This window comes from Kluyvera georgiana, assembly GCF_050990895.1.
In the GTDB taxonomy this organism is placed as follows: domain Bacteria; phylum Pseudomonadota; class Gammaproteobacteria; order Enterobacterales; family Enterobacteriaceae; genus Kluyvera; species Kluyvera georgiana.
The window spans coordinates 3783119-3803495 of sequence record NZ_CP158865.1; the positions used below are offsets into that span (position 1 = coordinate 3783119).

The 20377-nt window shown below is 55.5% G+C and carries 20 protein-coding genes; 7 read left to right on the forward strand and 13 right to left on the reverse strand.

Going from position 1 to position 20377, the window contains the following annotated elements:
• The first annotated feature begins 36 nt into the window (after positions 1–36).
• Positions 37–1239, forward strand: coding sequence for an exonuclease subunit SbcD (gene sbcD / locus ABTW00_RS18045; protein WP_433636650.1), 1203 nt, complete (start codon positions 37–39; stop codon positions 1237–1239).
• Positions 1236–4376: an exonuclease subunit SbcC gene (sbcC, locus tag ABTW00_RS18050; protein ID WP_433636652.1), complete on the forward strand. Its 3141-nt coding sequence runs from the start codon at positions 1236–1238 to the stop codon at positions 4374–4376. The genes sbcD and sbcC overlap by 4 nt, the downstream gene beginning before the upstream one ends.
• Before the next feature lie 80 nt (positions 4377–4456).
• Here sbcC and mak read toward each other — a convergent pair whose 3' ends face one another.
• Positions 4457–5359, reverse strand: coding sequence for a fructokinase (mak, locus tag ABTW00_RS18055; RefSeq protein WP_433636654.1), 903 nt, complete (start codon positions 5357–5359; stop codon positions 4457–4459).
• Between the two features lie 87 nt (positions 5360–5446).
• On the opposite strand from mak, the gene rdgC reads away from it, so the two are divergent.
• Positions 5447–6358 carry a recombination-associated protein RdgC gene (gene rdgC, locus ABTW00_RS18060; protein ID WP_064547833.1) on the forward strand — a complete coding sequence of 304 codons (912 nt, stop codon included), beginning with the start codon at positions 5447–5449 and terminating at the stop codon, positions 6356–6358.
• Positions 6359–6402: 44 nt separating this feature from the next.
• Here rdgC and ppnP read toward each other — a convergent pair whose 3' ends face one another.
• The 4 genes from ppnP to ABTW00_RS18080 all read right to left on the reverse strand — a co-directional run bounded on the left by ppnP (position 6403) and on the right by ABTW00_RS18080 (position 8975).
• Positions 6403–6687 (reverse strand): pyrimidine/purine nucleoside phosphorylase, encoded by a 285-nt coding sequence (gene ppnP / locus ABTW00_RS18065; RefSeq protein WP_064547831.1) that lies wholly within the window; start codon positions 6685–6687, stop codon positions 6403–6405.
• A 78-nt stretch (positions 6688–6765) separates the two neighbouring features.
• Positions 6766–7443, reverse strand: coding sequence for an AroM family protein (locus tag ABTW00_RS18070; protein ID WP_433636658.1), 678 nt, complete (start codon positions 7441–7443; stop codon positions 6766–6768).
• Between the two features lie 282 nt (positions 7444–7725).
• Positions 7726–8250 (reverse strand): shikimate kinase AroL, encoded by a 525-nt coding sequence (aroL, locus tag ABTW00_RS18075; protein WP_271447473.1) that lies wholly within the window; start codon positions 8248–8250, stop codon positions 7726–7728.
• 272 nt (positions 8251–8522) lie between these two features.
• Positions 8523–8975, reverse strand: a complete 453-nt coding sequence (locus ABTW00_RS18080; protein WP_433636661.1) for a YaiI/YqxD family protein — start codon at positions 8973–8975, stop codon at positions 8523–8525.
• Positions 8976–9133: 158 nt separating this feature from the next.
• Here ABTW00_RS18080 and proC point away from each other — a divergent pair, with 158 nt between their 5' ends.
• Positions 9134–9943 (forward strand): pyrroline-5-carboxylate reductase, encoded by an 810-nt coding sequence (gene proC, locus ABTW00_RS18085; RefSeq protein ID WP_064547835.1) that lies wholly within the window; start codon positions 9134–9136, stop codon positions 9941–9943.
• A gap of 56 nt (positions 9944–9999) precedes the next feature.
• On the opposite strand, the gene ABTW00_RS18090 is transcribed toward proC, so the two are convergent.
• The 4 genes from ABTW00_RS18090 to ABTW00_RS18105 all read right to left on the reverse strand — a co-directional run bounded on the left by ABTW00_RS18090 (position 10000) and on the right by ABTW00_RS18105 (position 13706).
• Positions 10000–10335, reverse strand: a complete 336-nt coding sequence (locus ABTW00_RS18090) for a PsiF family protein (protein ID WP_064547824.1) — start codon at positions 10333–10335, stop codon at positions 10000–10002.
• 98 nt (positions 10336–10433) lie between these two features.
• Complete coding sequence (phoA, locus tag ABTW00_RS18095) at positions 10434–11843, reverse strand: alkaline phosphatase (protein ID WP_065357856.1); 1410 nt, start codon at positions 11841–11843, stop codon at positions 10434–10436.
• A gap of 100 nt (positions 11844–11943) precedes the next feature.
• Positions 11944–12204 (reverse strand): sigma-S stabilization anti-adapter protein IraP, encoded by a 261-nt coding sequence (locus ABTW00_RS18100; protein WP_065357857.1) that lies wholly within the window; start codon positions 12202–12204, stop codon positions 11944–11946.
• A gap of 302 nt (positions 12205–12506) precedes the next feature.
• Positions 12507–13706, reverse strand: a complete 1200-nt coding sequence (locus ABTW00_RS18105) for a multidrug efflux MFS transporter (RefSeq protein ID WP_064547818.1) — start codon at positions 13704–13706, stop codon at positions 12507–12509.
• A 276-nt stretch (positions 13707–13982) separates the two neighbouring features.
• Here ABTW00_RS18105 and ddlA point away from each other — a divergent pair, with 276 nt between their 5' ends.
• Positions 13983–15083: a D-alanine--D-alanine ligase gene (ddlA, locus tag ABTW00_RS18110; protein WP_065357859.1), complete on the forward strand. Its 1101-nt coding sequence runs from the start codon at positions 13983–13985 to the stop codon at positions 15081–15083.
• A 47-nt stretch (positions 15084–15130) separates the two neighbouring features.
• Here the strand turns inward: ddlA and ABTW00_RS18115 are convergent, their stop codons facing one another.
• On the reverse strand, positions 15131–15325 hold the full coding sequence (locus tag ABTW00_RS18115; RefSeq protein WP_065357860.1) for a DUF2754 family protein: 195 nt from the start codon (positions 15323–15325) through the stop codon (positions 15131–15133).
• A 249-nt stretch (positions 15326–15574) separates the two neighbouring features.
• On the opposite strand from ABTW00_RS18115, the gene ABTW00_RS18120 reads away from it, so the two are divergent.
• Positions 15575–15877 carry a DUF2755 family protein gene (locus ABTW00_RS18120; protein WP_064547813.1) on the forward strand — a complete coding sequence of 101 codons (303 nt, stop codon included), beginning with the start codon at positions 15575–15577 and terminating at the stop codon, positions 15875–15877.
• On the opposite strand, the gene ABTW00_RS18125 is transcribed toward ABTW00_RS18120, so the two are convergent.
• Together ABTW00_RS18125 and sbmA are read right to left on the reverse strand one after the other, a co-directional pair.
• A complete protein-coding gene (locus ABTW00_RS18125) occupies positions 15874–16980 on the reverse strand; it encodes a DUF1615 domain-containing protein (RefSeq protein ID WP_064547811.1) in 1107 nt (368 codons plus the stop codon). The genes ABTW00_RS18120 and ABTW00_RS18125 overlap by 4 nt on opposite strands.
• 33 nt (positions 16981–17013) lie before the next feature.
• Positions 17014–18237: a peptide antibiotic transporter SbmA gene (sbmA, locus tag ABTW00_RS18130; RefSeq protein WP_271447582.1), complete on the reverse strand. Its 1224-nt coding sequence runs from the start codon at positions 18235–18237 to the stop codon at positions 17014–17016.
• 331 nt (positions 18238–18568) lie between these two features.
• On the opposite strand from sbmA, the gene ampH reads away from it, so the two are divergent.
• On the forward strand, positions 18569–19732 hold the full coding sequence (gene ampH, locus ABTW00_RS18135; protein ID WP_064547807.1) for a D-alanyl-D-alanine-carboxypeptidase/endopeptidase AmpH: 1164 nt from the start codon (positions 18569–18571) through the stop codon (positions 19730–19732).
• Here ampH and ABTW00_RS18140 read toward each other — a convergent pair.
• Positions 19729–20355, reverse strand: a complete 627-nt coding sequence (locus tag ABTW00_RS18140) for a helix-turn-helix domain-containing protein (protein WP_065357862.1) — start codon at positions 20353–20355, stop codon at positions 19729–19731. The genes ampH and ABTW00_RS18140 overlap by 4 nt on opposite strands.
• Positions 20356–20377: the final 22 nt, after the last annotated feature.

The window sequence follows — 20377 nt, forward strand, 5'->3', positions numbered from 1 at the left end:
TATAATCAACTTTACGTCACTTCTTACGGAATCGCTATGCGCATTATCCATACCTCGGACTGGCACCTCGGCCAGAACTTCTACAGCAAGAGCCGCGCGGCCGAACACGATGCCTTTCTGCGCTGGCTGCTGACCACCGCCGAGGCGGAGCGCGTAGACGCGATTATCGTCGCGGGCGACATCTTCGATACCGGTTCGCCGCCGAGCTACGCGCGCGAGCTGTATAACCGCTTTGTGGTCAATCTTCAGCAAACGGGCTGCCATCTGGTGGTGCTGGCGGGCAACCATGACTCGGTGGCGACACTTAACGAATCGCGCGATATTCTGTCGTTCCTCAATACCACGGTGATTGCCAGCGCGGGTCATGCGCCGTTTATTCTGAATCAGCGCGACGGTACGCCCGGCGCAGTGTTCTGCCCGGTGCCGTTTCTGCGTCCGCGCGACATCATCACCAGCCAGGCGGGGCTTTCTGGCAATGAAAAAGTACGTCAGGTGCTGGACAGCATTACCGATTACTATCAGCAGCAGTATCAACAGGCCTGCGGGCTACGCGGCGACCTGCCGCTGCCGATCATCGCCAGCGGCCATCTGACCACCGTCGGCGCCAGTAAAAGCGACGCGGTGCGCGATATCTATATTGGCACGCTGGATGCTTTCCCGGCGCAGAATTTCCCGCCAGCCGATTACATCGCGCTGGGGCATATTCACCGGGCGCAGAAAATCGGCGGCAGCGAGCATATCCGCTACAGCGGCTCGCCTCTCCCGTTAAGCTTTGACGAAACCGGCAAAGCGAAAAGCGTAAACCTGGTGACATTTAGCGACGGCAAGCTGGCCGCAGTGACCCCGCTAACCGTCCCCATCACGCAGGCGCTGGCGGTGATTAAGGGCGATTTCGACAGCATCAGCGCACAGCTCGCGGCGTGGGAGAAAACCGATACCGAGGCCACCACATGGCTCGATATCGAAATCACCAGCGACGAATACCTGCATGATATTCAACGTAAAATCCAGGCTATCACCGACGATCTACCGGTCGAGGTACTGCTGGTGCGCCGCAGCCGCGAGCAGCGCCAGCGTATTCTGGAAAGTCAGACGCGTGAAACCCTGAGCGAGCTGAGTATTGAAGAGGTGTTCCAACGCCGCCTGGCGCTGGAAACGCTTGAGGAACCGCAGCAGCAACGCCTGCAAACGCTGTTTACCGAAACGCTAAACAGCCTTGGCGAGGAACAACAGCCATGAAAATTCTCAGCCTGCGCCTGAAAAATCTTAACTCGCTCAAAGGTGAGTGGAAAATCGATTTCACCCAAGAGCCTTTCGCCAGCAACGGTCTGTTTGCCATCACCGGCCCGACCGGCGCGGGCAAAACCACCCTGCTGGACGCCATCTGCCTGGCGCTGTACCACGAGACGCCGCGCCTCAATACCGTTTCGCAGTCACAAAATGACCTGATGACCCGCGACACCGCCGAGTGTCTGGCGGAAGTCGAGTTTGAAGTACAGGGCGTCGCCTATCGCGCCTTCTGGAGCCAGAACCGCGCGCGCAACCAGCCGGACGGTAATTTACAGGCACCGCGCGTCGAACTGGCGCGCTGCGCCGACGGGCAAATTCTGGCGGATAAGGTCAAAGACAAGCTGGAGATGACCGCGTCGCTCAGCGGGCTGGACTATGGCCGCTTTACCCGCTCCATGTTGCTCTCACAGGGCCAGTTTGCCGCCTTCCTCAACGCCAAACCGAAAGAGCGCGCCGAGCTGCTGGAAGAGTTGACCGGCACCGAAATTTACGGCCAGATTTCCGCGCAGGTCTTTGAAAAGCATAAGCAGGCGCGTAATGACCTCGACAAGCTTCAGGCCCAGGCCAGCGGTGTGGTGCTGCTGAGCGAAGAGCAGCAACAGTCCCTACAGCAAAGTTTGCAGGCGCTTACTTCCGATGAAAAGCAGTGGCAACAACAGCAGGCGACCGCCCTCACGCATCAGCAATGGCTGTCACGCCGTACGGAGCTGGAACAAGACGGGCAGAAAACCCAGCAGGCGTTGAAAGAAGCCCAGCAGACCCTGGAAGCGGCGCAGCCGCAGCTCGCCGTGCTGAGCCGCGCGCAGCCCGCTGAAGCGCTGCGCCCGCACTGGTCACAGATGCAGGAACAGGCCGCCACGGTGGCCAAAACCCGCGCGCAGGTTCTGCAAGTGAATACTCGCTTACAGGCAGCACGCACCCTGCGAGATCGCATTCGCTACAGCGCGGAACGCCAGCACGCCGCGCTCACGCAGTCGCTGCAACAACAGCAACAATGGCTTCAGGCGCATGAACATATTCAGCGCTGGCAAGGCGAGCTCACCGGATGGCGGAGCGCATTTGCTCAGCAGACGCGGGAACGTGCGCAGCAACAAACGCAAGAACAGCGCCGTAATGCGCTGGCAACACAGCTGAACCAGCTACCGCCTTCCACGCTGACGCTCACGCAGGAAGAGGTCGCCGCCCGAATCGCCGAACACGCGGCGGCGCGCCCGCAGCGCCAGCAGCTCAGCAGCCTGCACGCACGGTTTATCCCGCTCAACGCCCGCCGACAGCAGCTGATGGATGCTCAGCAGCAGCGCCAGCAGCAGTTGGAGAAAATAATCGCCGAACTGACCCAGCTTCGCCTGGTCTATAAAGAGAAAAAACAGCAGTTGGCCGACGTTAAGGCCATTTGCGATTTGGAAGACACCATCGTTAAGCTGGAAGCCGAGCGCGCGCGTCTCCAGCCAGGCGCGCCGTGCCCGCTGTGCGGTTCCACCAGCCATCCGGCGCTGGCCGAATATCAGGCTTTAAAACCGGACGCCAATAAAGCACGTCGCGATGCGCTGGAAAAAGAGGTTTCGCAGCTGGCCGAAAACGGCGCGACGCTGCGTGGCCAGCAGGAGACGCTGCAAAAGCAGCAGCAGAAAGAAAATGACGAGCTCACCTCGCTTTCTCAGCAGGAGCAAGCGCTTACCTCACAGTGGCAGGAGACTCTCCAGCATTTGCATATCGATCTGCAACCGACTGACGATATCAACGGCTGGCTGGCCGCGCAGGATGACGCCGAACAGCAGCGTTATCAGCACCAACAACGCCTGACGCTGGAACAGCAGCTTCGCGAGCTTGAGGCGCAGCTAACGCAGCTACGCGAAGAACAGGAGCAGCGTACTGCCGCGCTTAATCAATCGTTCACGGCTTTTGGCCTGTCGCAACCGCAGGCTGGCGATGAAAACAGTTGGCTGACGGCACGCGAAACCGAGATAGCCCAGTGGCAACAGCAACAGGCGCAAAGCCAGAGCACCCAACAGCAGCTGGCGTTGATTCAGCCGCTGCTGGAAACCCTGCCGCCCGCCGAAAATGCCGACGATGGCCAGCAGGCCTCGCTTGACGGCTGGCAACAGGCGCATCATGACTGTGTGTCGCTGGAAAGCCAGTGGCAAACGCTTCAGCAACAAGAAAAACTGGAAAATCAGCGTCTTCAGCAGGTGGAACAGATCTTCGACCAGCAGCTTTCCGCCTCGCACTTCCTGGACCGACAGGCATTTCTGGATGCGCTACTGGATGCCGGCGAGCGCCAACGTCTGGAACAGCTTAAACAGACGCTGGAGACGCAGCACCAGCAGCGCCAAACCCTCGCCGCACAGGTACAGGAAGCGTTGCAACATCATTTGACCGTGCGCCCGGAAACGCTGACAGCCGATTTGAGCCTTGCCGAAGTGCAGGAGCAGCTTCAGCAGCTTGCCCGCCAGCTACGCGAAAACAGCGAGCGCCAGGGCGAACTGCGCCAGCAGCTCAAGCAGGACAGCGACAATCGTCAGCAGCAGCAGTCGCTGTTCGTTGAGATTGAAAAAGCCCATGCCGTGCTGGAAGACTGGGCGCATTTAAATGCGCTCATTGGCTCCAAAGAGGGGGATAAATTCCGTAAATTCGCCCAGGGGCTGACGCTGGATAATCTGGTGTGGCTCGCCAACGAACAGCTCAGTCGCCTGCATGGTCGCTATCTGTTGCAACGTAAAGTCAGCGACGCGCTGGAACTGGAGGTGGTTGACACCTGGCAGGCGGACGCGGTACGCGATACCCGCACGCTCTCCGGTGGCGAAAGCTTCCTCGTCAGCCTCGCGCTGGCGCTGGCGCTCTCCGACCTGGTCAGCCATAAAACGCGCATCGACTCGCTGTTCCTCGATGAAGGCTTCGGTACGCTCGACAGCGAAACGCTCGATACCGCGCTGGACGCGCTGGATGCGCTCAACGCCAGCGGCAAAATCATCGGCGTGATCAGCCACGTTGAAGCAATGAAAGAGCGCATTCCGGTGCAGATTAAGGTCAAGAAGATCAACGGGTTGGGATATAGTCGACTGGATAAAATGTTTGCCGTTGAGTAGGCCCGATAAGCGCAGCGCCATCGGGCATTCCAGCAGAGTGCCGGATGGCGGCTACGCCTTATCCGGCCAACAGCGACGCATCACGCCGGCCACAACCACGCCGCCCCGCGAACCCCGCTGGAGTCCCCGTGCAGCGCTTTACGGATCGGCGTTTCGCACTCACCGCCAAACACCCATTCTTTCACCAGCTGCGGTACCGTCTGGTATAGCCGTTCAACGTTGCTCATCCCGCCGCCCAGCACAATCACGTCCGGGTCGAGAATATTCACCACGTGCGCCAGCGATTTTGCCAGCCGCTGCTCGTAGCGACAGAGCGCCTGTTCTGCCAGCGCATCACCTTCATCCACCAGGCGCATAATCTCACTGCCCTTCAATAGACGCCCGCTTAACCGCTGGTAGTCGGTGGCAAAACCGGTGCCAGAAATAAAGGTCTCAATGCAACCCTGCTTACCGCAATAGCACGGCACTTCCGCGCGATAGCGCAGCTCGTCGTCATTCATCCACGGCAGTGGATTATGCCCCCATTCACCCGCCGTGCCGTTGCCGCCGATATGCGCGCGGCCGCCGATCGCCACGCCCGCGCCGCAGCCGGTACCAATAATCACCGCAAACACCGTCTGCGCGCCCGCCGCCGCGCCGTCTACCGCTTCCGACACCGCAAGGCAGTTGGCGTCGTTCGCCAGCCGCACCTCACGGTTCAAACGACGGCTTAAATCTTTATCAAACGGTTGACCGTTGAGCCACGTTGAATTGGCGTTTTTTACCACCCCGGTATAAGGCGAAATCGAACCAGGAATCCCCATTCCCACCGTCCCGGTTTGCCCGGTCGCCTCTTCGGCCAGTGCGACAAGATGCGCAATGTTCTCAATGGTTTGCTGGTAGTCACGCGGCGTCGGCAGACGGTGACGATAGAGCTGCTCCCCGCGATCGCTCAGCGCGATAACTTCCGTTTTCGTTCCACCCAGATCGATACCAATTCGCATTCATCACTCCTGTTTAAAACAATGCAAGGCCAGAGACAATTCGTTATCATTGCACGCTGATTTAACGATAACACCGTGGAAATTATCATGCTGTGGTTCAAAAATTTAATGGTTTATCGTCTCAGCCGCGACATCTCGCTGCGCGCGGAAGAGATGGAAAAACAGCTCGCTGAGATGACCTTCACCCCGTGCGGCAGCCAGGATATGGCGAAAACCGGCTGGGTGCCGCCGATGGGTTCACACAGCGATGCGCTGACGCACACAGCGAATGGTCAGATCATTATCTGCGCGCGCAAAGAAGAGAAGATCCTGCCCTCTCCGGTGATTAAACAGGCGCTGGAAGCGAAGATCCAGAAACTGGAAGCCGATCAGGGACGCAAGCTGAAGAAGACCGAAAAAGATTCCCTGAAAGATGAAGTGCTGCACTCTCTGCTGCCGCGCGCTTTCAGCCGCTTCAGCCAGACAATGATGTGGATCGACACCGTTAACGATCTGATTATGGTCGACTGCGCCAGCGCCAAAAAAGCGGAAGATACGCTGGCACTGTTACGTAAGAGCCTCGGTTCTCTGCCGGTCGTACCGCTGACGCTGGAAAACCCGATCGAACTGACGCTGACCGAATGGGTGCGCTCCGGCACCACGGCGCAGGGCTTCCAGCTGCTCGATGAAGCCGAACTGAAAGCGATCCTCGAAGACGGCGGCGTGATCCGCGCGAAAAAACAGGATCTGGTCTGCGACGAAATCGCCGTACACATCGAAGCCGGTAAGCTGGTGACCAAGCTGGCGCTCGACTGGCAGCAGCGCATTCAGTTTGTGATGTGCGACGACGGTTCCATTAAGCGCCTGAAGTTCTGCGATGAACTGCGCGATCAGAACGAAGATATCGATCGTGACGACTACGCCCAGCGTTTCGATGCCGACTTTATTCTGATGACCGGCGAGCTGGCGGCGCTGATTAAGAGCCTGGTGGAAGGGTTAGGCGGCGAAGCGCAGCGTTAATAAATAGCGTGTTTTCCCTTCCTGCCCAGCAGGAAGGGAAAATATTACAGATAGCGGCACAGATAAGACGTTGGTTCAGCAACCTGCAGGTTAAACTCGCTGTGGCCCGGCACATTGAAGACTTCCCCGGCAGCGTAGACTTTCCACTCAGTTTCCCCCGGTAACAGTACGTTCAGCGCACCGCTAATCACGGTCATTTCTTCCGGCTGCGCGGTACCGAAGGTATATTCGCCTTCCGCCATCACGCCCACGCTAGCACGCCCGGTGTCACTGCTGGTAAAACCAATGGATTTCACTTTTCCGTCGAAGTATTCGTTGCTTTGAAGCATAAACAGGCCCTTATTCTCGTATCGTCAAAAGACCAATATAGGGGGGCGAACAGAAGCCTGTCACGCGAAATTCTCCCGTTAACACAATAATTCTGCCGCCAGTCTGGCAACCAGCACATTCGACAGTAAAACAGGCACATCCAGCGCTTTTTGTAATAGGTCACGGTGACGCTGGTGATAACTGAGCGAATCCAGCACCAGCACGTCGGCCCCCTGTTCCAGCAGTGAACTGCCTGCGGAAATCAGGTGTTGATCGGTATCGAGGTTCGGGTTAGCCAGCGCGTAATAGGGTGAAGTCGGCAGCATCTGCCACTTCTCCTGCTGGGCATTTAAAATGCCTTCAACAGGCACAAGCACCCCGACCTGGTGTCCCTCAACGATAGAGGCGACCAACGGTGGAATAATGCGCTGGGGCTCCAGCAGCATCGCATTGCGCGCCACCATACTGCGTAATTTGAACGTATTCAGTAACAGAATGACGTCGTAGGATTGGTTGTCCAGAACCTCAATAACGGCCTGGAGACTCAACTCCACCTTCGGACGGGATACTTCAACAAATTGGTTATCATTTAGCAGAACCAGTAAGCGCTCTTCACCGGGTTCTGGTGCATACTCTTCCATGACGTCAGCACGATTCATTTTGCCTAGCAGGCTAATGTGGGTGATCTGCTCTTCCCTGATGTGCTCGGTCAAAAGCGGCAAAACTTCACTGACGGGCACCACCCCTATCGTAAGAATCGCCATCGTTGCACTCATGTTATTTACCTTTTGCTTTTCTGAAAGCTCACTTTACAAATAGCCACCTGGATGGATGAAAAATACCGCTCAGAAGCGTAGCACCTGCCGCGGGAGGTGGAATGTAAAGATTCCAGTTATTTCCAGTACTCTCCTGATATGTTTTGATTTTAACTTTTCTATAACATACAGAATAGGTGAAAAATGTGATTTACGCCCGATATAACCGCAAAATAAAAAGGGTTATATCGGCAGCGTTCATCACAACATGAGGAAGAGATGGGGAGAAAGTGATGCGCTCCGCTAGCTGGCGGTGGCCAGGTGCAGAGCGTCGAGGATCAGCGTCACCACGCGATCCGGCGCGGCGGAAGCGTCGACGATATAATGGGCGGTTTCGCGGTACAATGCATCGCGCTGAGCCAACACATCGGCGACTTCTTCGCTAATGGGTTTACCGGTCAGCGTCGGGCGCTGGTCAGCTTCTGGAAAGGCTTCCAGACGGCGTGCCAAAACGGGAACCGGCGCATTCAGATAAACCACAACACCGTTCTGGCGCATAAATTCGCGGTTCACCGGAGCAAGGATAATTCCACCGCCCGTGGCGATAACCGCGCCAGGCTGGGTGACGGAGATTAACGTTTCGGTCTCTCTGGCGCGGAAACCCGGCCAGCCTTCCGCCGCCACAATATCCGCCACGCTCATGCCTGACCGCTGCTGTAACACCTGGTCAGTATCAACAAAACGGAAATCGCAGGCATGGGTGAGCGCTTGACCTATTGTTGTTTTTCCGCAGCCTCTGGCTCCGATCAGAAAAATAGGTTGTGTCATTACCTGGAATTCCCCCTGATGACGCAAAATTGTGGGACGTGCATGTGAAGCGTGAATAATACCACCAAACTAGTACGCAAGTAAGTGTAAACTTTAGGTTACAAAAAGATTCAGACTGAGTATTTTATCCGCTTTATATTGAGTCAACGCCTGCCTTTAAAGCGTAAAAAAATAATGCCACAAGGCGTTGCGCTAACAGTACATGAAACGGTCTTGTTTTGACAAGCTGAACGACGCGGCAAAGGTAGCATATTCCGGCGACAGAAATCCTGTCAGCCGCGTTTTACCGCCAACAGCCACTTGTCCAGCTCAGCGGCGAACTGCTGGCGGTCACGCTGAGAAAGCGCGCTGGGGCCACCGGTTTGAATACCGCTGGAGCGCATTGTGTCCATAAAGTCTCGCAGCGTCAGACGTTCGCGAATCGTGGCATCGCTGTAGCGTTCACCGCGCGGGTTCAGCGCCGACCCGCCCTTTTCCAGCACTTCAGCAGCCAGAGGGATATCGGCGGTAATCACCAGATCGCCCGGTTGGCACAGCCGTACGATTTCATTGTCGGCAACGTCAAAACCTTTTGGCACCACCATCGCGCGGATAAAGCGCGACGGCGGCACGCGCAGATACTGGTTCGCCACCAGCACAAGTTCAATCTGCGTGCGGTCTGCGGCGCGGTAAAGCACCTCTTTAATCACATTCGGACACGCATCGGCATCCACCCAAATCGTCATACTCACTCCGCTTAACGCTGGCTGTTAAAGGGCGATTATACGGTAAGCACGTCTTTGGGCGTAATAATGTGCAGCCAGCGTCACAAAAGTACGTTACCCATCGCCGGGAATGGCCTATAACAGTACACTACAAAAAAACAGACAGAGGGAGAGACATGATGGAGAAGAAAATTGGCTTCATTGGCTGCGGTAATATGGGAAAGGCCATTCTTGGCGGCCTGATTGCCAGCGGGCAGGTGCTTCCTGGGCAGATTTGGGTTTACACCCCTTCCCCGGATAAAGTCGCCGCGCTGCGCGATGAGTTCGGCATTAACGCGGCGCAAAGCCCGCAGGAAGTGGCGCAGGTGGCGGATATCGTCTTCGGCGCCGTGAAGCCGGGAATTATGGTAAAGGTGCTGAGCGACATTGCCTCCAGCCTGAACAAAGACTCCCTGGTGGTTTCCATTGCGGCAGGGATCACCCTCGACCAGCTGGCGCGCGCGCTGGGCCACGATCGTAAAATCGTCCGCGCCATGCCGAACACACCGTCGCTGGTCAACGCCGGGATGACCTCGGTCACGCCAAACGCGCTGGTCACACCGGAAGATATCGCCGATGTGCTGAATATTTTCCGCTGCTTCGGGGCTGCAGAAGAGATTGCTGAACCGATGATCCACCCGGTAGTGGGCGTTAGCGGCTCTGCACCGGCCTATGTATTTATGTTTATCGAAGCCATGGCCGATGCCGCCGTGCTGGGCGGTATGCCGCGCGCTCAGGCCTATAAATTCGCCGCGCAGGCGGTCATGGGCTCCGCGAAGATGGTGCTGGAAACCGGTAAGCATCCGGGTGAACTGAAAGATATGGTGTGCTCGCCTGGTGGCACCACGATTGAAGCAGTACGCGTGCTGGAAGAAAAAGGCTTCCGCTCGGCGGTCATCGAAGCGATGGCAAAATGCATGGAAAAATCGGACAAGATGAGCAAGTCCTGATGGCGCTGGCCCGGCAAACGCTGCCGGGCCAGGTTAGCTTGCCATAAGATGTGAACTTACTTTTTCTTCAGACAGGTGCTCATAAAGGTTTTACGTTCGTCGCCCTTCAGGGTCTTCTGAGCCGCCTGCGCGTTACAATCCTTCATTTTTTGCTGCTGCGGCGTTAACGCTTTGCCGTCTGCAGGCGCCCCTTCCCCTTTCAGACAACTGCTCATAAAGGTCTTGCGCTCATCCCCCTTCAGGGTTTTGGCGGCCGCCTGCTGATTGCAGCTACTCATCCGCTGTTGCTGCGGCGTCAGGGTCTTTTCGGGCGCGGCGGCCGTCGTCGCCGCAGACGCGGCGCTGGCCGCAAACACGCCACACAGTAGGGTAATCAGTAATGTTGTTTTCATTGCACCATCCTTTTGTGAGTAGAACTCTGTAAGTCTGGTCGCTGGCAGGAATTTTACCAAATCGACGGCAATGAAATGCCGCCGATTTGGTCGCGAGATTACAGCCCCAGGGCCGCTTTCATGGTGTAATAAAGATCCGTCTGATCGGTGAGGCCAACCACATTAGCGGCATGCGGGCCGTAGGCCGCAATGCGCAGCTGGGTGCCGGTATGCTCCATCGACTCTTCTTCCGAGTTACCGTAGCTCATGACCATCACTGACCCATCTTTGGTGTTCAATGCCTGCGTCAGGCCCGGCGCTTTGGTTTCCGGTGGAATAATCTGGCTGGCGTGCGCGTGGTCAGCGGTGACGATCACCAGGGTATTGCCGTCTTTTTTCGCAAATTCCAGCGCTTTTTGTACCGCTTCATCCAGGTCGACCGTTTCGCCAATCTGGCCGCACGGATTCGCCGCGTGATCCTGTTTATCGATCGACGCCCCTTCAACCTGCAGGAAGAAGCCTTTTTCGTTGGCGCTCAACAGGGAGATGGCTTTGTCGGTCATCTGCGCCAGAGTCGGCACGCTGGCATCACGTTTCGGGTTCGGCGTACAGGTCACCGCTGGCTTATCCAGGTTGCCGTGATAAGAGGCCTTCGGTCCTTCCCAACGAACCGGCATATTGCCGTCGGAGAACAGCCCCAGCAACGGTTTGTCCTGGTTAGCCTGCGTAATCGCCGCCAGCGTGGTGGCGTTATCCACTAACTGATAACCGCGTGCCTGCGCCTGTTCACGCAGGGTTTTCCCCTGCCATTCACCCGCTGTCGCGGTTTCGGCGAAGGTTTTTGCGCCGCCGCCCAGCGTCACGTCCGCGCGGGCATTCAGCAGCTGTTCGGTAATGGACCCTTTACCGCCTTTTTCCAGCGCGTTGGTCGGGCATTTTTCGCTGGTCACGCTCGGGCCGTAACACTTACGCGAGGTAACATGAGAAATCTGCGCCGCAGGCGTCGCATCCTGCAATTCGGCGGTAGACACGTTACCGGTCGCCAGGCCGGCTGCTTTCGCCAGCTCAAGAATCGTCTGGTGATCTTTTTCATGAATATCGACGCCCAGCGCACCGTTATAGGTTTTCACGCCGGTACTCCAGGCGGTGGCCGACGCGGCGGAGTCAGTCACGTAGTCCGGCTTACCGGTCTTTTTGTTCAGCGCATAATGGGTGTACTGGCCGGTTAACGGCAGCGCGTCAATACCTTTAAAATAACCGCCCGCACCTTCGGCGTAGTTACGCGCGGCGGTAATTTCAGAGTCACCCATCCCATCGCCAATCAGCAAAATAACGTTTTTGGCCTGTTTATTATTTAAGGAAGCGCGAATCGCATCGGTTTGATCGGCAGATAAACGGCGAGCACCGCCCGGCTGGGTGATATCCCCTTGTGCAGCACGGTTATCGAGAACGGCGGTAGATGTCTCCGCGTGAACGGTAGGCAGACTCAGCAGAGGTAATAATGCGGCAACGATAGCACGGTATTTCACGTTAGTTTCTCCATGTATAAATACTTAAAAAATGAAAACACGGAGACTGTAAGAAAAGAGCGTGACAGTTTAATGACAGTGCTAAATAAGCAAAGACCTACTATTTTTCGGGGGTCAGAAATAACCGTTTAACATGGTTATATAATAATTCGCTATGATCATCGGAAGCATCTTCCGGCGGTGTAAGCTTATTCAGCGTGGCGGTAATGTTGCTTTCCAGATCGGACTGAGGCTGCTGTTTCATATGCAGTAGCAGCGTAGTCACCACCACTTCCAGCGCATCAACCTGAATACGTAGCGCGTTTGCTTCATCTTCCTTTTCAGCTAGTTTTACCAGCAATTCAGCAATGAAATTTTTCATCGCGCGTTTTCCTTATGGATAGCGATGGGCTGGATGCAGGCCCTGAAAAAATAAATAGACCGCTAAAACATACGGTTCCATTCCCCTTTGGCAAGCAGGAATAGAATTACAATATCCAGACAATTCTGCAAGTGAAACCCGCAAAAATATAATCCCTATTAATATCATGGAATTAGTTTCATTTTTCGTCAGCGAAACGTTTCTCTCGCATAATAATGCAGAGCCATGGTCCAAATTTGAATAAGAGAGGAATGAATCGAAGGAAATAACGTTGTGCCGCTATTTCCCTCGTGACCATGATATTACTGACGAACCGGCTGGGTACGACGGAGCATTACCGCCAGTTGCCATAGGTTAATCAGCACAATCACCGCGGTGGCAATAAATACCCAGCGGAATCCCGCCATTGCTGAAATGGATGCGCCAATCAGCGGCCCCGCCACGTTACCCAGATACATAAACGACTGGTTATAGCCGAATATACGCCCGGTAACACGCTCGCTAATATATTTGAGCAACAGCGTTTGTACCGCCGGCAGCATCGCGCCATCGGCAAAGCCAAGAATAAAACGGAGAATGCCAAGCTGTAGCGGCGTGGTCACAAACGACATAGCAAAAAACAGCACCACGGCAAAGACCAGCGTGCCCAGCAAAATGCGGGCCGTGCCGATACGGTCCCCGAGCTTGCCCAGCCTTGGCGCGGAAATCAGCGCCGATACGCCGGGCACGGCGGCAATCATGCCGCTTAAGAAGGCTATGTTGGTACTGTCAGGCGACATAGATTTAATAAACAGCGCCAGAATCGGGCTAATCGAACCGTTGCACAGCTGAATCACCATCGTCGTCACAAACAGGCTGATCACCAGCCCCGGGTACGGCAGTGAGGCAAATACCGCCTTGCCGCTCAGCTTCTCGCCTTTTTCCAGCACCGGACGAGCGCCCTCTTTGATTAAAAACAGCGTCACCAGGAAGCTCACCATCAGCAGAAAGGCGGTGATAAAGAACACCATTCGCAGCCCCACGTGGTCAGCAAGAAAACCGCCGAGCAGTGGCCCACCGATCACCCCGGTGATTTGTGCCGTCGATAAGGTGCTCAGCGCCCAACCGCTTCGCTCACGCGGCACCTGCGAGGCCACCAGCGCCATCGCGTTAGGAATATAGCCGGAGGTTAAGCCCATAATGGCGCGCAGGAAAAAGAGCTGCCAGACGTTGGTGGCGAAGGCCTGTAATAAAATCGCCACCGCCATCCCGAGCGATGCGCGCAGCAGCATCAGCTTGCGGCCTTTACGGTCAGCGAGGCTTCCCCACATTGGCGATACAATGGCTGACACCAGGAAGGTGACGCTGAAGGTCAAGCCTGACCACATAGACAGCGATTCGTGCGAGGTGACGCCGAGCTGCGCCACATAAAGCGGTAAAAAAGGCAAAATCTGGCTAATCGCTAGCCCGGTGAAAAAACAGCCGAACCAGACGGAAATAAGGTTAACCTTCCAGGATTCCATAACGACGCGTTTAACTTCAATTGACGAGAACAAGTTGTCAGGTTAGCAAGTCGCTTCTCTCGCCGTATTGTCAGAGATGCTTAATCAATTATTTCAGGATTTTATCAGCCAACAAGCCCATTTTTGTGATTAATATCACGTTCAAAACGCAAGACATTAGTGAGTTATGCTTAGCACCTGCGGCGGATTCACCTTAAACGAGATGGAAAAGGCAGATAGCCCGCAACGGCCGTGGTATGTTATGTGCTTTGCGTTTGGAATGGATGGAATTAGAGAATGGCAAAGTTGCGGGTTGGGATTGTTTTTGGCGGCAAATCGGCGGAGCACGAAGTCTCCCTACAGTCCGCGAAGAATATTGTAGAAGCGATCGATAAAACGCGGTTTGACGTCGTGCTGTTAGGCATTGATAAACAGGGGCAGTGGCACATCAGCGATGCGCAGAACTATCTGCTCAATGCTCAGGACCCCGCCCGTATCGCGCTGCGCCCTTCTACGACCACGCTGGCCCATATTCCAGGCCGTGAGCGCCAGCAAATGATTGATGCCGAAAGCGGCCAGCCGTTGGACGCCATCGATGTGATTTTCCCCATTGTGCACGGCACGTTAGGCGAGGACGGTTCCCTGCAAGGGATGCTGCGCATGGCAAACCTGCCGTTTGTCGGCTCCGACGTTCTGGGCTCTGCCGCCTGCATGGATAAAGACGTGACCAAGCGCCTGCTGCGCGACGCCGGGCTATCTATTGCGCCGTTTGTTACCTTGACGCGCCGCAACCGCGACAGTTTCACCTTCGACGAGATCAAAGCGAAGCTTGGTCTGCCGCTGTTCGTTAAGCCTGCGAATCAGGGCTCTTCGGTTGGCGTGAGTAAGGTCAACGATGCGGAGCAGTACGCGAAAGCCGTCGCGCTAGCTTTTGAATTCGACCATAAAGTCGTAGTGGAGCAAGGCATTAAAGGCCGTGAAATCGAATGCGCAGTACTGGGCAATGACGATCCACAGGCCAGCACCTGCGGTGAGATCGTGCTGAACAGTGAATTCTACGCTTACGACACCAAATACATTGACGATAACGGCGCGAAGGTGGTGGTTCCTGCGGCGATTTCCGCTGAAGTGAACGATAAAATCCGTCATGTCGCGATTGATGCTTATCAAACGTTAGGCTGTAGCGGTATGGCGCGCGTGGATGTATTCCTGACCGCCGATAACGACGTGGTGATTAACGAAATCAATACCTTGCCTGGTTTCACCAACATCAGTATGTATCCGAAATTGTGGCAGGCCAGCGGTCTGGACTATACGTCGCTGATTACCCGCTTGATCGAGCTCGCGCTGGAGCGTCATCAGGCCGATAAGGCGCTGAAAACGTCGATGAACGATTAAGACATGTTTTCGGGGCGCGGTAACGCGCCCCGATAAATCCTGACCTTTTACTCTTCCCTGCGACGAATAATAAGCCCCGCCAGCCAGAAGCTAATCACCCAGGTCACCAGCCCCACGGCATAGGTTTGCCAGCCCTTCGCCTCAAATCCCAGCAGGCCAACAATTCCGTTAAGAATAAAGATAAGACCGATCGCAAACGCGTAGTAGTGCCAGTCGCGGCGGATTTTCACAGGCAGGTTCATAGCGACTCCATCACAAAGAAAACAGGATGCCATAAACCCGCGACGACGTCTGTGGTGTGAACGGCAGTTAGCGAATGTTAAAGGGATTTAACGTTAAGCTAAAGCGAGAAATACCAGAATCGGATCGCAAAACCAGGAATATTCTGGCTCAAAATTTACCATAAATCCGATATTGACAATCGTCATCTACTGCCACACTCACCCCAGTATCACGTAATAATCCGTCGCCACGTTACCCTGGAGGTCCCAATGACAGATTTTACCTTGTCAAAGCTCATGTTCAGTGGGAAGAAAAAGGCGTCCTCCGCGTCTGGCAACCTGGCGTACGCGCTTTTCGTCCTGCTGTGTTTTTCAGTCGGTGCGCAGCTGCTATCGCTGGTGCTGCACGCTCCGGGTATCTATGAGCATCTGATGCAGATTCAGGATAGCGGTCGCCCGCGCGTGGAAATTGGCCTCGGGGTGAGTACTCTGTTCGGCCTGGTGCCCTTCCTTGCAGGCTGCGCCATCCTTGGCGTGGTTTCCCTGGTGCGCCGCCTGCGTCATCACGATTAGTTCAGGGCCATACATTTAGCCCGGCGTTCATCAACCCGTTTAGCAAACCACGCCGTGGTCAACTGACGGGTTATTTTCGGGCTCTCCAACTGAATCCCCGGCAGCATCTCGCGGGCCAGCGGTTTACCCGCTTTTTGCTCGGCAATCTTATACACCCCTTTGTACAGCGCGGTATTTTCAAATGCCTGGCTGTCGCCTTTCTGTAGCTGACGGTGAATCTCAGCGTTGCTCAACGACAGCTTGTCCGCCAGCTTCCTGACCGCTTTCTCCGTGCTGCCCGGCTCGTCGCTGCCGTAGAGAATCACGTCGCCGTCCAGCGCCAGCTTCACACCCGTTGCTTTACTGACCGCATACTGGAAGGCGGCGTTGCGACTGGCGTACCAGCCGGCGTTAAAGTCGGCGTAGCGATAGATAGGCGCCGTGTAGCTCGCCGGGTAGTTCAGCAGATGGTAGGTGCCGAACCACAGACCACCGCGCAGGGAAAAGACCTCCTGGCGGACGGTGCCGTCCATCTTCCACGGGTAGTTATCCTGATGCTGTTCGGCAAAGGCGATGCTGACCTGCATCGGACCGCCGGTATGAACCGGGTTAAGCGAGCCAAACAGCTTCTGCCCCATCGGCACCATACCGATAAAGTCGTCGAATATTGCGCTTAGCTGTTTCTCCGTTTTCACGTTATCCAGCCGTTCGCTGTAGCTTTTGCCATTAGGCGAGTTGATTTTCAGCGCGGTGTGTACGAGGAAAACGGGAATGTGCATCTTCTCCGCCCGGCGATCGATCTCCTGCCAGGCGATTTTGCTCAGATTAGGCACCGACGGGTCGGATTGATAGTTCGACTCCTGTTGCGCGACCGCCAGCACCGAACAGATATTCTCCTCCGTCGGCGCGAGCTTCTGGCTCTCGAAAGTCTTCGCCAGCGCCTGCGCCCAGGCGTTTCTGTCCTTCACGCTGGCGGGCATTTTTTGCCGCACCACGCTTGCCACATCGACCGGTTTTTCGCCCTCTTTCAGCTTCGGTGCCTGCTGGCTGGTACAGGCGCTTAACAGCGCGGCGGCCAGCAGGGTAAGAGAACACGAACGGTAACGCGTTGTGGCTATCGCCATGGTTTATCCTTATCAAAAATAAACGATTATCGCCTAGCTCTGCGGCTGTACGACTTCATCCGGCAAATCTTTATTATCCAGCTCTCGTTCGAAGCTGCGCAGACGCTTGTAGATAGACATCAGCTCCACCAGCGTGGTCCAGGAGCTGATCAGATACTGGAACGATCCGCGTACCTGGCCGAAAACGTTGGTTATCTGAGTCATCAGACCGAGCGTAATCGTACCGGCAACAATCGACGGAAACAGCAGGAACAAACCGAAAACGTTGTCCACCTGCAGGTACAGAATACGAGCAATATTGAAGTACATATAGTGGAAATAAAGGCGGAAATAGTTACGGCGCACCGCGCTGAACAGCTCGCGTACGGTCGGCGGCGTGGCGCGAGTGGCATCATCTTCACCGTAAACCAGTTCCTTACGATAGGCCGCTTCAACGCGTTGGTTTTTAAAGTTCAGCCCCGGCAGCTTGATACCTACTACCGCCAGCAGCCCGGTCCCCATCAGCGACCAGACGATCGCCGCAATCACCAGACCGTACGGCACGTGGCCGACGATCGGCAGATTCGGCACATGTGCAGACAACGATACCAGAACCGGCAGGAAGGCAATCAGGGTCATGATGGCGTTGATAAAGCTGGTACCCATATCTTCCAGCGTCGACGCGAAGCGCATGGTGTCTTCCTGTACACGCTGTGCTGCCCCTTCAATATGGCGCAGGTGCTGCCAGTGGGTCATGTAGTGCTCGTTCATCGCGGTACGCCAGCGGAACACATAGTGGCTGACGAAGAAGTTATTCAACACGCCGATGACGACAGCGATAAGCGCGATACCGAGGAAGATGCCAATTTCCTGATAGAACTGGTTAATCGATACTTTGTTTGGTGAGGCCAGCGCCGCCTGAATAAGATCATAAAAGGGTGCATACCAGGCGTTAATTGCCACGCCAACTTCCACCATAAACCAGGTCACAAAGATAATCAGCGCCGTGCCCAGAATCGACCAGTACTGCCAACGGTGCGGGCTGCGAATAAACCAGTAGCCGGCAAAGAGCCCAACGCACACCAGATAGTAGGCATAAAACACCAGGTAGTTCAGCGACCAGAAACGTGCCGCGCTAATCGGAACATCATTGCTTGCACCGGTCAGGCGCAATAGCCAGCTACCGCCGTCCACCTGCCAGAAAATAACCGCAACCATTGCCCAAATAAACGCCGAGAGAAAAAAGGGTCCCGGCTTAGGGAAAAAAGACTTAAACATCGTACTCTCCTGCTAACTTCTTATGATTCTGCGTTGTGCTATGACAACAGAATACCGCCACGGATCGTTTTTACCGTAAAGAGGTATTAGGCAATGTAACTGTGCAGTCAGACCGAAAAATACCGCCAGAGTTCGCAGGCGGCCCACGCATCTATCATACGCGTCGGATCACAAAAGTGCGCATCCACGTCGCGGAATAATCATCGCGTTTACGCCCGGTTACGTTTTTCCCGCTATCATACCGTTTAATGGCGCTGTGCCTGATGCCGATTCGATGTATTTTTAGTATAAATACGCATTACACTCCCATTTCAATTCATGGATGCTTCCGTTGAAACGTAGTCTGCTTTTTTCTGCCGCGCTGTGCGTGGCGTCATTGACCTCGGCGCAGGCTGCTCAGCCACAGCCGATTACCGCGCCCGCGTTTGCGTCCGACATTGTTGACCGTTACGCCAACCATATCTTCTACGGTAGCGGTGCGACCGGTATGGCGTTGGTGGTGATTGACGGCAACCAGCGCGTGTTCCGCAGCTTTGGCGAAACCCGGCCGGGCAACAACGTGCATCCGCAGCTTGACTCGGTGATTCGTATCGCCTCGCTGACGAAGCTGATGACCAGCGAAATGCTGGTAAAACTGCTCGATCAGGGCGTGGTTAAGCTCGACGATCCGCTGAGTAAATATGCACCGCCCGGCGCGAGCGTTCCGACCTACAACGGCACGCCAATTCGCTTAGTGAACCTGGCAACGCATACCAGTTCTCTGCCGCGCGAGCAGCCTGGCGGCGCGGCGCATCGTCCGGTCTTCGTATGGCCGACCCAATCACAGCGCTGGAGCTATCTCTCGTCAGCAAAACTGCACGCTGCGCCGGGCTCGCAGGCCAGCTACTCTAACCTGGCCTTCGACCTGCTGGCCGATGCGCTGGGCAACGCCGCGCACAAACCCTACCCGCAGCTGTTTGAAGAGCAGATCGCTCGCCCGCTGGGCATGAAGGACACCACCTTTACACCATCGCCGGACCAGTGCGGCCGTCTGATGGTGGCAGAGAAAGGGGCCAGCCCGTGTAACAACACCCTGGCGGCAATGGGCAGCGGCGGCGTTTATTCTACGCCGGGTGATATGATGCGCTGGATGCAGCAGTATTTATCATCAGACTTCTATCACCGCAGCAGCCAGGCTGACCGCATGCAGACGCTGGTCTACCAGCGTAATCAACTGACCCGCGTTGTCGGGATGGACGTGCCGGGCCGCGCCGACGCGCTAGGCCTCGGCTGGGTGTATATGGCGCCCAAAAATGGCCGTCCGGGCATTATCCAGAAAACCGGCGGTGGCGGAGGCTTTATCACCTATATGGCGATGATTCCGCAGTCTAACGTCGGCGCGTTCGTGGTCGTTACCCGTTCACCGTTAACCCGCTTTGTTAATATGAGTGACGGTATCAACGAACTGGTCACTGAGTTGAGCGGCAACAAACCTGGCGTTATTCCCGCCTCTTAATAGTGGGTAGGCAAACGCGTGATACTCACGAGTTTGCCTTTTTTCATCTCGATATATGCCCCTTTGCGTAACGCGGAAAGCACCTCGGCAATGACCGAGCGTGATATTCGCGTGCGCTGCTGGATATAGTTCAGCACACCAATTCGCGAGCGAATATCGTCATCCCAGCCAATCATCGTCAGCAGCGTTGAGCGAATCTGATCGTAATGATTGGTCCCAATAAGCTGCGTATCACGCATTTCCAGCATTCGTGTTTGCCATGTCATCCAGTAAAACGCCTCTCGCCATAGCTGATAGCGTTCCAGGCATTTGAGCGTTTCCTGCGACGGAAGATAGAAACCGCGACAGTCACTTTCTGCGACCAGCGTGTAGTCGTTGCGGATTGCGTTAGCGGCGGCGGCGAGTCCAAAAATCGAGGGGCTTTGCAGAATGCCGCAAAGTACATGGCCTTCATGGCGATGTAGTGACACTACGCCTTGCTGAACGACAACCGTGACGTCCTTTATGGTGTAATGGGCAGGTAGGATCGGCTCCCCAGCAGCAAGCTGAAAGCACGTACCCGTTTGAGACAGTCTTTTATCAAGAGCCAAAAACTCACGGAGCGGCTTGCTTGAAGAAGGCATGTTTTGCAATCCCTACAAAAAA